This is a genomic window from Stenotrophomonas sp. STEN038 (genome assembly GCF_056759895.1).
Genome location: NZ_JBRRDW010000054.1, coordinates 1 through 14,843, shown reverse-complemented (window position 1 = coordinate 14,843; position 14,843 = coordinate 1). Strand labels below are relative to the sequence as shown.

Below are 14,843 nucleotides of genomic sequence, written 5' to 3'. Positions count from 1 at the left end.
AGGCGTCGAAATAGCCGCCAAGTGCAGGATCCATCCCCTCCCTTTGCCGCAGGCAAGGGGAGGGCTAGGCAGGGGTGCCTTTGCTCCTGCTTTTGGTTTCACGTCTGATTTTGCTCCTGCTCCTGCTCCTGCTCCTGCTGCAGCAACAGCAACAGCAACAGCTAACCTCACCCCGCCCGGCGTATCACCTCGGGCGTACCACCGGCCGAATACCGAAACACCGAAACCGCCTCCGCCAATGCACTGGCCTGCGCTTCCATCGAACGCGCAGCTGCACTGGCTTCTTCCACCAAGGCCGCATTCTGCTGGGTGGTTTCATCCATCTGCACGACGGTGTGATTGACCTGCTCGATGCCGACCGACTGTTCCTGCGAGGCCGCGGCAATCCGCGCGACGATATCGCTGACCTGCTGCACTGAGCCGACAATTTCGCTCATGGTGCTGCCGGCCTGTGCGACCAGCGCGGCGCCATCATCCACCTTGCCCATCGAGTCGCCGATCAGTTCCTTGATCTCGCGTGCGGCGGTGGCCGAGCGCTGTGCGAGGCTGCGTACTTCCGATGCCACCACCGCGAAACCGCGCCCCTGCTCGCCGGCACGCGCGGCTTCCACCGCCGCGTTCAATGCCAGGATATTGGTCTGGAAGGCGATGCCGTCGATCACACCGATGATCTCGGCAATGCGCTTGGACGACAGCTCGATCGCCCGCATCGTCGATACCACCTGCCCAACCACATCGCCTCCACGTGCGGCGACATCGGCCGCGCCCACCGCCAGCTGATTGGCCTGGCGGGCCGAGGCTGCGTTCTCGCGTACGGTCGATGTCAACTCCTCCATCGATGCGGCGGTTTCTTCCAGATTTGCGGCCTGTTGCTCGGTGCGGCGTGACAGATCGTCATTGCCTGCTGCCAGTTCGTGCGCGGCGGTGTTGATTGCCAATGAGCACTGCTTGATCTGGCCAACGATGTCGGTCAGGCGTTCGGCGGTGAGGTTGGCGTCGATCTTCATCGCCTCGAAGTCACCGGCATAGTCGCCGCGAACACGGTGATCCAGATCACCGGCAGCCAGCGCCGACAACATCGTGCGCAGCTCGCCGGTGGTGGTGGCAACAACCTCCAGCAGTTGGTTGATGCCGGTGGTAAGCGTCTGGATGAAGCCGGCCTCGCTTACCGTCTGCAGGCGCTGGTCGAGTGCGCCGGCCGAGGCGGCGGCGACGATATCCGCCACGCTGTTCTCCAGCAGCAGCTCCTGGGTGCGGTCATGCCACTCAACCGCAAAACCGCTGCGGCTTCCATCGGCGTTGAATACCGGCGTCACCACCTGGCTGAAATGCACCGGGCCAATGGTGATCTGGCCGTTGTGCACCTTCTTGAGCTGGTCGAGCATGCCGCGGATGCGCGCCGGGTTGGCGTGGAAGCGGTGGATGCTGCTGCCAACCAGGGTATCGACGTTGAAGTCGGGGAAGGCCTTGCGCAGGGTGTCCTGCTGGTTGCGCAGCAGAGCCACCACCGAGCGATTGACGTAGCGGATGATGTGTTCGTTGTCGGCAATCATCATGCCGGTGCGCGATGCATCCAGCGACGCACGGATCTGGGTGTTCTCGTGGTGCAGTGCGGCTTCCTGTTGGTGCCTTTGCTCAAGCTGGGTACGCATCCGCAGTACCCCATCGGCCAAGGTGCCGGGTGCGTAACGGCGATCGTCGCCGACGGCGGCGTTGCTTTCACCGTTGGCGATTGCGTCCACCATCGCGCGCAGGCGCGCGGGCGCAGCACCCAGGGTCAGTACCTGGCGGCGCAGCTGCACGGCCATTGCGCTGATGAAGGCGGTTTCAACCAGCACATACAGTGCGTGAAGTAGAACCATATCCAGGCCACTGCCCGGGGCGAACGCAGTTACCGGCAGGCCGCGCGCCTGCATCCAGTAGAAGGCCAGGTGATGCACACTGATCGCCGCCGCAGCTACCACCACCGGGATCCAGTCGCGGTAGTACAGCAGCAGCGCGATCACCACGAAGACGCCGAAGTGCATTTCCACCAGGCCGTTGGCCTGCTGGATGGTGGCGGCGACCAGCGCCATCAGCACCAATGCCACGGTTACCCGGCTGAGCAGGCTGCCCGGCGCCAGTTTGATCTGCACCGCCATCAGCGCCAGCGAGGGCAGGCTGACGGCGCAGAACGGCAGCCATTGTCCCGACCACAGGGCCAGCGCCAACGACGCCAAGCCAAGGATCAGGCCGAAGTACAGGAACATGCGATCCGCCGCGCAGGCCAGCTGCGTGTAGTAGGCGTCGGGAGGTGGCGTCGTGGCGTGGGGGCGAGCGGACATCGGGAACTCCGGTTCAGCAGGAACAGCGGGGAGGAAGGAATAAAGGTGGGTTGTGTTCGGCCAGCAGTGCAGGCAACCAGCTGGCGAGGGTCGCATCGCGGCGGCCACACGCCAGCGCGGAAGGCTGCAAGGGTCCGGCATAGAGCGGGCGGCCATCGGCGGCCAGTACCAGCAACTCATGGGCCGCTGCTGTATTCAGTGCGATGGCGTGTACGCCGTGTGTCTGCAGCGCGGCGCTGAGTTGTTGCCAGTCCTGCTCGCGTTGCTCGCAGGCGCAGCCGGGCGTGCTCAATCGGATCGCCAACGGCGCGCCAGTAGCAGGCAGCAGCCCCTGCGCGCGCAGTCCATCCACCAGCGCTGCCACAGCTGCTTCGTCACCGCCGGGGCGGTGAGCAAGCGCGGCGACGCTGCTGGTGGTCCAGCCCAGCCAACAGGCGAGCAGGATCAGGCCGGTGAAGACACCGGGCCGGAGGGCGGGGCGGGGGGGCATGCGATGGTGGGGCGCGCAGCACCCGTTGCGGGGCTGCGGGACATCTTCTCGGTTACGGCAATGCCGGGGTTATCGGCTGCCGTGCTTACTACTGAAGCCGATGCCATTGGCACCGGGCTCCATATTCAGCTGGCGTCGGGCAATGCCGCGATGAAGTCGCGGATGATCAGCGCTACTGCCTCGGGATCATCCATGTGCACATGGTGATGGCCGGGCAGGGTATGCAGGCGGCCATCGGGCAGCAGCGCCGCGCGTTGGCTGCGTTCCGGCTCCGGGAAGTAAGGCTGGGCCGGGGTGGCGTAGATCACCTGGACTGGGCAGAGGATGGCGCTGACCACATCGCAGACCTGTTCTTCGGTCATGCGTACCGCGGTCGGCAGCATCAGCCGCGGATCGCTGCGCCAGCTCCAACCACCGTCGACCGGTTTGACCCCGCGTTCGATCAGCAGGCGCGCCGAGGCCTCGCTGAGCTGGTTGACCATCATCCGTGCGCGTACGGGGGCGCTCAGGTCGGGGAATACCCGTAACTGCCTGGCATCCAGTTTCAGCATCGCCTCCACATAGGTGCGCAGGCGCTGCACGGTCTCGCCGGCCGGTGCGGTGAGGCCGCCCAAGGCTTCGATCGATACCAGTGCCTGCACCCGTTCACCGGCCACGGCGGCGACCAGACTGGCAATCGCCGCGCCCATCGAATGGCCTAGCAGTACAAAGCGATCCCAGCCCAGCGCGTCGGCAATGGCCAGGGTCTGCACGATGGCGTGCGGGGTGGTGTACGGCGTGGTCAGCGGCAGGTGGTCGCTATAGCCATGGCCGGGCAGGTCGACCATCACCAGGTCCAGCGTCGGCAGCTGTGCAGCCAGCGGCAGGAAGCTGGCCGCGTTGTCGAGCCAGCCGTGCAGGGCGAGGACCTTCAGGCCATCCGGGTTGCCGGCGCGCAGGCCGGCCACGCGGATGCCATCGAGCTGCAATTCAAAAGGCGTCGCGTTCATGCCGGTTGCGCCGCCACCAGCGCGGCCAACGCAGCGGCATGGGCGCTGCTGTCGTTGAGGCAGGGGATGTAGCGCATGCGTGCGCCACGTTCGGCCAGGGTTTCGGTGAAACCCATCTGCACTTCTTCCAGGGTTTCCAGGCAATCGGTGGCAAAACCCGGGCAGACCACGTCCAGGGTCTTGATGCCGCTTTCGGCCAGTTCCCAAAGCCGCGGCTCGGCGTAGGGCTGCAGCCAGCGTTCGCGGCCGAATCGCGATTGGTAGGCAAGTTCCCATTCGTCGTTGGCCAGGCCGAGGGCTGCGGCAATGGCCTTGGCACTGGCTTCGCAACGTTGCGGATAGGGGTCGCCGGCATCGGCCAGGCGTTGCGGGATGCCGTGGAAAGAGAACACCAGCTTGCCGCCACGGCCATGCTCGGCCCAGTAGGCAGCAATGGAGGCGGCGACCGCGGCGACCCAGGCCGGGTCGTCGGCGTAGTCGCGGATGGTATGTACCGTCACCTTCGGGTTGCGTGCCTGCCATTGCTGCACGCGGTCTTCGATCGAGGCGGTGGTGGTGGTCGAGTACTGCGGATACAGCGGCAGCACCACGATGCGCTGGATACCCTCGGCAGCCATTGCGTCCAGTGCCGACAGCATCGCCGGTTCGCCATAGCGCATGGCTTCACGCACCCGCCACTGCGGCAGCTGTTGTTGCATGGCCTTGGCCAGGCGATGGGTGTAGACCGCCAGTGGCGAGCCTTCGGGCAACCAGACCTGGGCGTACTTCTGCGCCGAGCGGCCACTGCGCAGCGGCAGGATCAGCCCATGCAGCAGCGGCTTCCACAGCAAAGCCGGGATCGAGACCACACGGGGGTCACTGAGGAATTCAGCCAGATAGCGCCGTACCGCAGGAGCGGTCGGTGTCTCGGGCGTGCCTAGATTGACCGCGAGCAACGCGGTAGTGGGGGCGTTGGACATCCGGGCATTTTCGCAGGTATGGGCGGAGAAGGGAGCGCCGCGGGGTCTGGTGTAGTGCCGAGCCATGCTCGGCAGCAGGCTTTATCGGTGATGCCCCTGCCGAGCATGGCTCGGCACTACCGGGATAGCTCCTGCCGAGCATGGCTCGGCACTACAGGTGCTCATGCCTCACATCCGCTCACCAGCTATTCAGAGCCACGCTACTAATTTCAGGCACTTGCGCTATCTTTCTATGCATCGACCTACGGAGTTACCCATGCGCCGCCTGCCGTGCCTTGTGCTGCTGTTGTCCGCGAGCCTGTTGTCCACCACTGCCGTCGCCGGTCCGCAGGAAGATCAACGTGCCCGCAATGCGGTGCGGGTGCTCAGTGAAATCCAGAACATCCCAGAGCAGGCCATCCCCGACAAACTGCTGGATGAAGGCCGCGCCATCATCGTCCTGCCGGACACCATCAAGGCCGGTCTGGTGCTCGGTGGACGCCGTGGCCACGGCCTGATGTCGGTGAAAACGGCCGATGGCAGCTGGTCCAATCCCGTATTCATCAAGCTCACCGGCGGCAGCATCGGCTTCCAGGCCGGTGTGCAGTCTTCGGACGTGATCCTGGTGTTCCGCAATGACCGCAGCCTGGACAATATCGTCAACGGCAAGTTCACCCTCGGCGCCGATGCCGGTGTCGCCGCCGGCCCGGTTGGCCGCAATGCCGCGGCCGCCACCGATGGTCAGCTCAAGGCTGAGATCTGGTCGTGGTCGCGTGCCCGCGGTCTGTTTGCAGGCGTGGCACTGGATGGTGCGGTGCTGCAGATCGACGATGCTGCCAACCTGGATGCCTACGGCCAGAACACCACCCCGCGCATGATCCTGGAGGGCCGCCTGAATTCAGCGCCGTCTTCCGACGTCGTGTCCTTCCGTGACCGTCTGGAAGAGTCCACCTATGCCGCGCGTGAAAAGCGTGGCACCCAGGGCAGTGTCGCCCCGGTTGCGGCAAGCGCACCGCGCAGCAATGCGGTCAGCGTGCAGGCGCCGGCGGCAACAACCGAAGGTACCGATACAGCGACCACCGCACCGTTGCAGCACGCCACTGCTGAACCGGCGCCGCAACAGGGCTTCCAGCCGGTCTCCGAAGGCGAGATCCGCACCGAAAGCCTGGACGGCGGCAACTGACCTTTGGCATAGCGATCAGTTAAGACCTTGTGCGCTATGCTCGACAACCTCCACACAGATAACGCGAGCAGATCATGGGCAGTTTCAGCATCTGGCACTGGTTGGTCGTGCTGGTCATCGTGCTGCTGGTGTTTGGCACCAAGCGCTTGACGAGCGGTGCCAAGGATCTGGGCAGTGCAGTCAAAGAGTTCAAGAAGGGCATGCGTGACGAGGACAAGCCGGCGGCTCAGCTGGGCGACGAATCGCGTGATGCCGAAAAGAGCGGCGAAAAACAGGCCGAGCACGACCGCGACGCGCGCTGATCCTGAGCGCACGACGTGTTTGATATCGGCTTCAGCGAACTGCTGCTGATCGCAGTGGTGGCCTTGGTGGTCCTCGGCCCGGAACGTCTGCCCAAGGCAGCGCGTTTTGCCGGGCTGTGGGTGCGCCGTGCGCGCAACCAGTGGGATTCGGTCAAGCAGGAGCTGGAGCGCGAGCTGCACGCCGAGGAGCTCAAGCGCAACCTGCAGGATGTACGCCAGTCGATGCAGCAGGCCGAGGCCGGGCTGCGCGACCAGGCCGGGCAGGTGCGCAATGAGGCCGATGCCTTCAAGCGCGAAGTGGAACTGCCGGAATCGGCCGCCGAGCGGGTAATCGAACCGCGCACCATTGAGCCACGTCCGGTAGCGACGGCCGATGGGGAATCGCCCGCAGCTGCCGAGACAGCCGCGCAGGAAGCGGCCGCTGCGCCAGTCAGTCGCGCTGCCATCGACCCCGAGTTCAACCGCAGCATCCCCTTGGGTGATGCGCCGGCAAGTGCCGAGCAGACATCGGTAAACCAGGAGCGGACGCCATGAGTGCGGCGGATCTCAACGAAAGCAGCCTGATCGAACACCTGATCGAGCTGCGCTCGCGGGTGGTGCGCGCGCTGCTGGGCCTGGGCGTGGTGCTGCTGGCGTTGATGCCGTTCTCGCGCACCCTGTATACGCACCTGGCCACGCCGTTGATCTCACAGCTGCCGGCCGGGCAATCGATGATTGCCACCAATCCGGCCGGTGCCTTCTTCGCACCGCTGAAGCTGACTTTCTTCGCCGCCCTGTTCGTGGCGGTGCCGTGGCTGCTGTACCAGGCCTGGGCCTTCGTGGCACCGGCACTGTATGCACGCGAAAAACGCCTGGCGCTGCCCTTGCTGGGTTCTGCGGTCGCGCTGTTCTATATCGGCTGCGCGTTTGCCTATTTCCTGGTGCTACCGGCGGTATTCCATTTCCTGACCACCTTCCGCCCGGAAGTGATCGCCATCACCCCGGATGCCAATGCCTATCTGGATTTCGTGCTGGCCATCTTCTTTGCCTTCGGTGCAAGTTTCGAGCTGCCGGTGGCGATGGTGATCCTGGTCCTGCTGGGGTGGGTAAGCCCGCAGCAGCTGCGTGAAGGCCGCGGTTACGCGATTGTCGGTATCTTTGTACTGGCGGCGGTGCTGACCCCGCCGGACGTGGTGTCCCAGCTGATGCTGGCCATACCCATGTGTTTCCTTTACGAATTGGGCATACATGCCTCGCGCTGGCTACAGCCGCGCGACCAGGGCAAGACTGCGAAGCCCTGATTCAGCCGTAGCAGGCGGTCGTCAGCAATCTGCGCTATTTTTCACTGAAAAGAGGCCGCGCGGATTGGCAGGCGTGGTGGCACCCCGGGGGACACCTGCATGACGCAAAAGAAAAGTAGCTGGATCAACAATGTGCCACTGCTGAGCAAGATGCTGGCGGCATTTGGCTTGGTTTTCCTGTGCTTCCTGGCCACCAGCGTGGTCAGTTACCGCACTTCCGGCCGGGATGACGATGCGCGCCGCCATGAAGGCGTGCAGATCGAGCTGATCCGCCAGGTCGAGGATGCGATCCAGGCCGTGCGCCTGCAGCAGATCGCGGTTCGCAATTACCTGCTTGGCGACGGCGAGCGGCATATGGACGTGGTGTCCAAACAGCGCGAGCGCCGTGATGCCGCGTTGACCGCCGCGGTGACCGCTGCCGGTACCGACCCTGTGGCCGAGCCGCTACGCCGCATTCAGACCCAGGCCCGCAATTGGGACAACGAGGTGATGGCGGTGCTACGGCCAGCCGCCGGCGCGGTGGCGCTCAGTCAGGTGCAGCAGCTGGATGCGCTCAGCAACGGCGGCCAGGGCAATGCGCTGGCTGAATCCCTTGATGAAATCTACGAAGCGGAGATGACCCAACTGCTCAGTGACAGGGGCCAGATGAGCAGTTGGATCGCCCGCGCGCACACGATCTCGCTGGTGCTGCTGGTGCTGGGCTTCGTCATCATTCTCCTTGCGTTGTGGATGATCTCGCGGCTGGTGGTCAGCCCGATCAACCGCTTGACCGACAAGATGACGCGTCTGTCCAACGGCGACCTGGACGTTGAGATCGCTGGTCTGCACCGCGGCGATGAGATCGGCGAGATCGCACGCGCGCTGGAGGTATTCCGGCGCAACTCGCTGGAGTCGCGTGATGCCAACTGGGTCAAGCTCAGCGTCGGCGAAGTTGGCGCCGAGCTGCAGACCGCACAGACCCCGGACGCCTACGCGCAGGCATTGGTGTCGCAGATCGCGCCGCGTATCGATGCGCCTATCGGCGTCTTCTTTGCCTGGAATGAAGACGAGAAGCAGCTGCGCCTGCAGGGCAGCTATGGTTTCCAACGGCGTAAGCACCTGGGCCTGCAATATGGCCTGGGCGATGGGTTGATCGGGCAGGCGGCGCTGGAGCGCAAGCGCATCAGTGTGCAGCAGGTGCCGGATGACTTCTTCGGCGTGCACTCGGCGCTGGGCGAGGCGCAGCCGCGGCATCTGGTGGCGGTACCGCTGCTGTTGAAGGACCGCCTGCTGGGCGTGTTCGAGTTCGGCACCTTCGGCCATTTCAATGCAACCCAGGAAGCCTTCATCGACTCGGTGCTGCCAACCGTGGCGCTGGGTCTGGACAATATCTGCCGCGCCGACGAGACCCAGCTGCTGCTGGACCACACCCGCGCCCAGGCCGAAGAGCTGCAGGTGTCGCAGCTGGCCTTGCAGGCACAGGAAGAAGAGCTGCGCGCCACCAACGAAGAGTTGCAGGGCAAGACCGTCGAGCTGGAAGAGCAGGCCCAGCGCCTGTCCGCCTCCGAAGAAGAACTGCGTGTGCAGGCCGAGGAGCTGCAGGCCTCCAACGAAGAGCTGCGGCAGAAGACCGAAGTGCTCAACGAGCAGAAGGACGTGCTGCAGGTATTGCAGCGTGAGACCGAATTCAAGGCGCAGGAACTGGCACGTGCCAGCCAGTACAAGACCGACTTCCTGGCCAATATGTCGCATGAGCTGCGCACCCCGCTCAACAGCCTGCTGATCCTGTCCAAGGAGTTGGCCGAGAACGAGAGCGGGCATCTGGATGTGGAGGAAGTGGAGGCCGCTGCGGTCATCCACGACTCCGGTTCCAACCTGCTGCGGCTGATCAACGACATCCTCGATCTGTCCAAGATCGAGGCTGGCAAGATGGATGTGCACCGCGAGGAAGTGAAGATCGATGCCATCACCCGTGAGGTGACGCGCCACTTCCGCCACATGGCGATGGAAAATCGTCTTGAGTTCGCCATCGACGTGGACCCATCGATGCCAGACGCCTTGGTTACCGATCGCTCCAAGCTGCAGCAGGTGCTCAACAACCTGCTCGGCAATGCCTTCAAGTTCACCCGCGAAGGCTCGGTGACCCTGCATATGGCGATGGCCAGCAGCGCCATGCTGACCCGCATCGGTGCGGCCGCCGACGACCAGCATGTGGCGCTGACGGTGCGAGATACCGGTATCGGTATTCCCGAAGATCGCCTGGACTCGATCTTCGAGGCCTTCGAGCAGGTCGATTCCAGCACCAGCCGCCATTACGGTGGCAGCGGCCTGGGCCTGGCCATTGCGCGGCGCCTGGCGCAGTTGCTGGGCGGGCAGTTGGTGGTCGACAGCGAGCAGGACAAGGGCAGCAGCTTCAGCCTGGTGCTGCCGCTGCTGTCGGCTGGCCTCAGCAGCGCGGTGGCGGCGACACAGGCGACCATCGAGCAGCGGCCTGCACCGACGCCGGGCCCGGCGCGCGCAGCTACCGCGCAGCTGATTGATTGGATTCCCGATGATCGCCATGCCATCGCCGCCGGCGAGACGGTGATCCTGACGGTGGAGGATGACCCCGCCTTCGCCCGCATCCTGGTCGACCTGATCCGCCGCAAGGGGCACCGTGCGCTTGCCGCTGCCGATGGCGAGAGTGGCCTGGAGCTGGCCCGCCGCTATCGTCCTACCGGCATCCTGCTGGACGTGATGCTGCCGGGCATGGACGGTTGGTCGGTGCTGAAGCACCTCAAGCACGATCCGGTCACCGCCGCCATTCCGGTGCACTTCATTTCCGCCGTCGATGAAGCCGCCCGCGGTGTCGCCCTGGGCGCGGTCGGCTACTTGACCAAGCCGGTGGATCGCAAGGCGCTGGTTGCCGCCTTCGACCATCTGCTGGATGTGGCTGGCAAGATCGTGCGCAAGCTGTTGCTGGTCGACGACGATCCGGATTCGCGGCTGGCACTGACCCGCTTGCTGCAGGCCGACAATGTCGAGATCGACCAGGTCGCCTCGGGCGAAGAAGCACTGGAGCGCATCGCCACCCACAGCTACGACTGCATCGTGCTGGACCTCAACCTGGGTGGCATCTCCGGAATAGAGTTCCTGGAGAAGGCCGCCACCCTGGTGGCAGTGCCGCCGGTGGTGATCTACTCCGGCCAGGACCTGAGCCGCGAAGACAGCCTCAAGCTGCGCCAGTACACCGACAGCATCGTGATCAAGGGCCAGCGCTCGCCCGAGCGCCTGCTCGATGAAGTGAGCCTGTTCCTGCACAGCATCGGCTCGCGCGGGGCCAATGCCACGCCGTCCGACGACAATAATCTGGGCGGCCGCCAGGTGCTGCTGGTCGATGACGACATGCGCAACCTGTTTGCCCTGTCCAAGTCGCTGCGCGCGCGGGGTGAATGTGTCGATGGCGCAGGACGGCTACAAGGCGCTGCAGCAGTTGGAGGAAAATCCGTCCATCGAGCTGGTGCTGATGGACATCATGATGCCGGGCATGGACGGCTACGAAACCACCCGCGAGATCCGCAAGCTGCCGCAATGGAGCAACCTGCCGATCATCGCCGTCACCGCCAAGGCGATGCATGGCGACCGCGACAAGTGCCTGGATGCCGGTGCCAATGATTACCTCACCAAGCCGGTGGACCTGGACAAGCTGTTGTCGATGATGCGTGTATGGCTGCAAAAGTAGGCCCCATCGCGCCGCAAGCATTGCGTGATGACGTCGACGACATCGAAGTCGATGCTTTCATCACCGCGATGTCGCGGCGGCATGGCTATGACTTCACCGGTTATGCGCCGTCCTCGTTGAAGCGGCGGGTGCTGGCGCTGGCGCATGGGCTGAACCTGCCCACGGTGAGTGAGCTGACCGCGCGCGTGCTGCGTGAAGACGAGATGGTGCCGCAGGTGATCGCCAAGTTGTCGGTGCCGGTGTCGGAGATGTTTCGCAATCCGGCGGTGTTCCGCAAGCTGCGCGACGAAGTGTTCCCGGTGCTGGCGTCGTATCCGCAGATCAATATCTGGCAGGCCGGCTGCGCGCATGGGCAGGAGGTGTACTCGCTGGCGATCCTGCTGAAGGAAGCCGGGTTGTACGACCGCTGCCAGATCTACGCCACCGACTTCAGCGATGAAGCGCTGGCGAAGGCGCAGGAAGGCATCTTCCCGATCCGTGACGCCCGCCTGTACTCGGAGAATTACCTGGCGGCCGGTGGCCGGCACACCCTGTCCGATTACTACCACGCCCGCTACGACTTCATGAAGCTGGACGAGCGGCTCAAGGAGCGGGTCACCTTCGCCAACCACAACCTGGTCTGCGACGGCGTGTTCACCGAGGCGCAGCTGATCCTGTGCCGCAATGTGCTGATCTATTTCTCCGACACGTTGCAGGACAGGGTGTTGGGCTTGTTCCGCAGCAGCCTCAGCCGTGGCGGTTTCCTCTGCCTGGGCAACCGCGAGTCGATCCGCTTCGCCCCCAGTGCGCGCGATTTCGTGCCGCTGGATGCCGAACTGCGGCTGTACCGCAACGCCGGTGGCTTACTGTGAAAACCGCGTCCGGGCAGCCTCCACAAGCCGTTGTGGTGGGGTGCTCGGCGGGCGGGCTTGCTGCCCTGCATCAATTGCTGGGCGGGCTGTCAGGGCCGCTGCCGGTGCCGATGGTGGTGGTCTGCCACAGCGGTTCGGAGGATATGCGGGTGTTCTGCGAGCTGCTGGCCAGCCGCAGTGGGTTGCCGGTGGAGGAGGCGGAAGAGCGCCAGCTGCCCGAGCCCGGGCGGGTCTATGTGGCCCCGTCCGGCTACCACCTGCTGATCGAGCGCAACGGCCGTTTTGCCCTCAGCATCGACCCACGGGTGGCATTTTCACGCCCTTCGATCGATGTTCTGTTTGAATCTGCGGCCGAGGTCTGGCGCGGACAGCTGTTGGCTGTGCTGATGACCGGGGCAAATTCCGACGGCGCCGAAGGGTGCGCGCGGATACGACGCTCCGGTGGCACACTGATCGTTCAGGACCCGGAAACGGCGCAAGTGGCTATGATGCCTGCCGCCGCACTGGAGCTGGCTGGCGCCGATCATTGCCTGCCGCTCCCCGAAATTCCCTTTTTGCTGGAAGCATTATGTTCGTGACCAAGCCGGTGGCAGTGCAGCGCCCCAAAATCCTGGCCGTAGATGACAACCCCGCCAACCTGCTGGTGATCCGCCGGGTGCTGGCCAAGCTCGACGTCGACGTAGTCGAGGCGGCCTGCGGCAACGATGCACTGAAGGCCACGCTGGACGATGAGTTCGCGCTGGTGCTGCTGGACGTCTACATGCCGGACATCAACGGCTTCGAAGTGGCGGAGATCCTGTCGCAGGAAGAAACCACCCGGCAGACTCCGATCATCTTCGTCACCGCGACGTACGCGGACGACGTACACCGGCTCAAGGGTTATGGCTTCGGCGCGGTGGACTACATGGCCAAGCCGCTGGAGGCCACGATCCTGCTGTCCAAGGTGCAGGTGTTCCTGGAGCTGTACCGGCACCGGGTGGCACTGCGCGATGCGCTGAGCGAGTTGTCCGAGCGCAACCGCCAGCTGGAGATCGAAGTCGAGCAGCGCAAGCAGATGGAGCAGGAGATGCGCCATCTGGCCATGCACGACATGCTGACCGGGTTGCCCAACCGCGCCTTGTTCATGGACCGGCTGGAGAGCGCCCACCATCGCGCACAGCGCCACAGCGGCATGTTCGCGCTGGTCTATGTGGACGTGGATCGTTTCAAGGAGGTCAACGATACCTGGGGTCATGGTGCCGGCGATGCGGTGTTGATCGAACTGGCTGCACGGCTGCGCGGTGCGCTGCGTGAGAACGACACGGTGGCCAGGTTGGGTGGCGACGAATTCGCGCTGGTGCTGGAAGAGCTTGACGACATCAGCGATGCCCATCGTCTGATGGAGCGGGTGACGCAGTCGTTGCAGGCACCGATGCACTACCTGCGTGATGGCGAAGAACTCACCCTGGCGATCGCCGCCAGCATTGGCGTGGCCGCCTACCCCGCGGATGGTGCCGAGGTGGATGCCCTGCTGCATGCTGCCGACCAGGCCATGTACCTGATCAAGCGCAGCCGCGACACGGCGTGAAACAAAAAGGCCGCGCATCACTGCGCGGCCTTGCTGCAAGCAAAATGAGAGCTTGGATCAGGCTTCGAACACGTGACCGCTGCTTACCGGCGGCGGGGTCGGACCGGTCGCATCGGCCGGAGCCAGCATCTGCTTCCAGGCCGCATACACGGCACCTGCAAACACCGGCATCAAAATCGCCATCAGCAACAGCTGGGCAATAGCCATGGCGGCGCCTTGGCCGGCAATCAGGCCGATGAACAGCGCCACGATGATCACCGCGAAATAGATCGCGAAGATGGCGATGAAGGCCAGCACGAAGAACACCAGCATCGCAGGCAGGTTGTGGATGCTGGCGCGCAGGCTTTCGCGCAGCGCGTGCATGCCACCGGAGCGCTCGAACATCACCTGCGGCGGCATCACGAACAGGGCCAGCGTCAGCGCGACGAAGCTGGCGATCAGCAACAGCAGCCACAACAGGATGCGTCCGGCGGGCAGCGTCGCCACGAGTGCCTCGATCTGCGCCGGGTCCGGTTGTGCGCCGGATTGGCTGAGCTCGTTGAGCTTGACCATCACCACCGACAGCTGTTGCAGGCCATCGGTGCCGACCAGCACCAGCAGCAAGGTGCCCAGCAACAGGGCAGCGAACAGCTGCGGCAGCAGGGCGACCAGCAGGTGCGGTGCGCGCCCTTCCTGTACGCCCTGCAGCAGGTGCGCAGGCTTGGCGGTCCGGCCCTGGTCGACCTCGCGGATTGCCCACAACATGCCGCCCATGAACAACGGGCCGGCCAACAGCAGCAGCAGCTGCACCACGGTGCCCAGTGCCGGCACCAGCATCGACAGCGACAGCACCAGTGAGGTACCGACGCCCCACAGGATGCCCAGCGAACCCAGCGCCAGTGGCGCACGCTTGAGCAGGCCAAAACCGGTCAGCAGCCATTCCGCACCGGCAGAGGCCGGTACCTTGCGAATCTCGCTCATTGCAATTCCGAAGCGGGGGAGTGCGCGGGCAACAGGCCGGCGCTGTGCGGATTATCGCCTGAAACCCGGCTCGGGTTTATGAGGACAAAGTAACGGCGGGGTTTGCTACCTCCCTTTTGCGAAGCGAAGGGGGAGGGGTGGTTGGTAGTGGGGGGGGCCCGCCGCGGCGAGCGCCGGGCGCGCCCGCGCGCTCGCCCGCGCCAGCGGGCGGAGCAGCGGGGGTGGGTGGCCGTGCGCGACCGGCGGCCGGGGCCCAGGC

At 64.7% G+C, this 14,843-nt stretch carries 14 protein-coding genes; 9 read left to right on the top strand and 5 right to left on the bottom strand.

All coding sequences use genetic code 11. The features are described from left to right. Window positions 1–167: 167 nt before the first annotated feature. The 4 genes from ACVOLS_RS17870 to hemH all read right to left on the bottom strand — a co-directional run bounded on the left by ACVOLS_RS17870 (window position 168) and on the right by hemH (window position 4,762). A complete protein-coding gene (locus ACVOLS_RS17870) occupies window positions 168–2,324 on the bottom strand; it encodes a methyl-accepting chemotaxis protein (RefSeq protein ID WP_481546748.1) in 2,157 nt (718 codons plus the stop codon). Window positions 2,325–2,337: 13 nt separating this feature from the next. Further along, entirely contained in the window at window positions 2,338–2,814 is a 477-nt protein-coding gene (locus ACVOLS_RS17865; RefSeq protein WP_481546747.1) for a hypothetical protein, read from the bottom strand. Between the two features lie 125 nt (window positions 2,815–2,939). Next, complete coding sequence (locus ACVOLS_RS17860; protein ID WP_481546746.1) at window positions 2,940–3,803, bottom strand: alpha/beta fold hydrolase; 864 nt, start codon at window positions 3,801–3,803, stop codon at window positions 2,940–2,942. Further along, a complete protein-coding gene (gene hemH, locus ACVOLS_RS17855) occupies window positions 3,800–4,762 on the bottom strand; it encodes a ferrochelatase (protein ID WP_481546745.1) in 963 nt (320 codons plus the stop codon). Before hemH ends, ACVOLS_RS17860 begins: the two co-directional genes overlap by 4 nt. A 256-nt stretch (window positions 4,763–5,018) precedes the next feature. Here hemH and ACVOLS_RS17850 point away from each other — a divergent pair, with 256 nt between their 5' ends. The 9 genes from ACVOLS_RS17850 to ACVOLS_RS17810 all read left to right on the top strand — a co-directional run bounded on the left by ACVOLS_RS17850 (window position 5,019) and on the right by ACVOLS_RS17810 (window position 13,624). Beyond that, window positions 5,019–5,924: a lipid-binding SYLF domain-containing protein gene (locus ACVOLS_RS17850; protein WP_481546744.1), complete on the top strand. Its 906-nt coding sequence runs from the start codon at window positions 5,019–5,021 to the stop codon at window positions 5,922–5,924. 74 nt (window positions 5,925–5,998) lie between these two features. Further along, window positions 5,999–6,226, top strand: coding sequence for a Sec-independent protein translocase subunit TatA (gene tatA, locus ACVOLS_RS17845; RefSeq protein WP_481546743.1), 228 nt, complete (start codon window positions 5,999–6,001; stop codon window positions 6,224–6,226). A gap of 15 nt (window positions 6,227–6,241) precedes the next feature. Beyond that, window positions 6,242–6,760, top strand: a complete 519-nt coding sequence (tatB, locus tag ACVOLS_RS17840; RefSeq protein WP_481546742.1) for a Sec-independent protein translocase protein TatB — start codon at window positions 6,242–6,244, stop codon at window positions 6,758–6,760. Continuing rightward, window positions 6,757–7,506, top strand: a complete 750-nt coding sequence (tatC, locus tag ACVOLS_RS17835; protein WP_481546741.1) for a twin-arginine translocase subunit TatC — start codon at window positions 6,757–6,759, stop codon at window positions 7,504–7,506. Before tatB ends, tatC begins: the two co-directional genes overlap by 4 nt. A gap of 99 nt (window positions 7,507–7,605) precedes the next feature. Further along, a complete protein-coding gene (locus tag ACVOLS_RS17830) occupies window positions 7,606–11,139 on the top strand; it encodes a response regulator (protein WP_481546740.1) in 3,534 nt (1,177 codons plus the stop codon). Further along, on the top strand, window positions 11,096–11,206 hold the full coding sequence (locus tag ACVOLS_RS17825; protein ID WP_481546739.1) for a hypothetical protein: 111 nt from the start codon (window positions 11,096–11,098) through the stop codon (window positions 11,204–11,206). The genes ACVOLS_RS17830 and ACVOLS_RS17825 overlap by 44 nt, the downstream gene beginning before the upstream one ends. Further along, window positions 11,191–12,057 carry a CheR family methyltransferase gene (locus ACVOLS_RS17820; protein ID WP_481546738.1) on the top strand — a complete coding sequence of 289 codons (867 nt, stop codon included), beginning with the start codon at window positions 11,191–11,193 and terminating at the stop codon, window positions 12,055–12,057. Before ACVOLS_RS17825 ends, ACVOLS_RS17820 begins: the two co-directional genes overlap by 16 nt. Then, on the top strand, window positions 12,054–12,635 hold the full coding sequence (locus ACVOLS_RS17815; protein WP_481514356.1) for a chemotaxis protein CheB: 582 nt from the start codon (window positions 12,054–12,056) through the stop codon (window positions 12,633–12,635). Before ACVOLS_RS17820 ends, ACVOLS_RS17815 begins: the two co-directional genes overlap by 4 nt. Continuing rightward, window positions 12,626–13,624: a diguanylate cyclase domain-containing protein gene (locus tag ACVOLS_RS17810; RefSeq protein ID WP_481546737.1), complete on the top strand. Its 999-nt coding sequence runs from the start codon at window positions 12,626–12,628 to the stop codon at window positions 13,622–13,624. Before ACVOLS_RS17815 ends, ACVOLS_RS17810 begins: the two co-directional genes overlap by 10 nt. 57 nt (window positions 13,625–13,681) lie before the next feature. On the opposite strand, the gene ACVOLS_RS17805 is transcribed toward ACVOLS_RS17810, so the two are convergent. Then, entirely contained in the window at window positions 13,682–14,584 is a 903-nt protein-coding gene (locus ACVOLS_RS17805) for a BPSS1780 family membrane protein (RefSeq protein WP_481546736.1), read from the bottom strand. Between the last annotated feature and the right edge of the window lie 259 nt (window positions 14,585–14,843).

Coding starts and splice junctions, on each gene's coding strand:
- ACVOLS_RS17870 (WP_481546748.1), bottom strand. CDS start 2,324: ATGTCCGCTCGCCCCCACGCCACGACGCCACCTCCCGACGCCTACTAC.
- ACVOLS_RS17865 (WP_481546747.1), bottom strand. CDS start 2,814: ATGCCCCCCCGCCCCGCCCTCCGGCCCGGTGTCTTCACCGGCCTGATC.
- ACVOLS_RS17860 (WP_481546746.1), bottom strand. CDS start 3,803: ATGAACGCGACGCCTTTTGAATTGCAGCTCGATGGCATCCGCGTGGCC.
- hemH (WP_481546745.1), bottom strand. CDS start 4,762: ATGTCCAACGCCCCCACTACCGCGTTGCTCGCGGTCAATCTAGGCACG.
- ACVOLS_RS17850 (WP_481546744.1), top strand. CDS start 5,019: ATGCGCCGCCTGCCGTGCCTTGTGCTGCTGTTGTCCGCGAGCCTGTTG.
- tatA (WP_481546743.1), top strand. CDS start 5,999: ATGGGCAGTTTCAGCATCTGGCACTGGTTGGTCGTGCTGGTCATCGTG.
- tatC (WP_481546741.1), top strand. CDS start 6,757: ATGAGTGCGGCGGATCTCAACGAAAGCAGCCTGATCGAACACCTGATC.
- ACVOLS_RS17830 (WP_481546740.1), top strand. CDS start 7,606: ATGACGCAAAAGAAAAGTAGCTGGATCAACAATGTGCCACTGCTGAGC.
- ACVOLS_RS17825 (WP_481546739.1), top strand. CDS start 11,096: ATGCATGGCGACCGCGACAAGTGCCTGGATGCCGGTGCCAATGATTAC.
- ACVOLS_RS17820 (WP_481546738.1), top strand. CDS start 11,191: ATGGCTGCAAAAGTAGGCCCCATCGCGCCGCAAGCATTGCGTGATGAC.
- ACVOLS_RS17810 (WP_481546737.1), top strand. CDS start 12,626: ATGTTCGTGACCAAGCCGGTGGCAGTGCAGCGCCCCAAAATCCTGGCC.
- ACVOLS_RS17805 (WP_481546736.1), bottom strand. CDS start 14,584: ATGAGCGAGATTCGCAAGGTACCGGCCTCTGCCGGTGCGGAATGGCTG.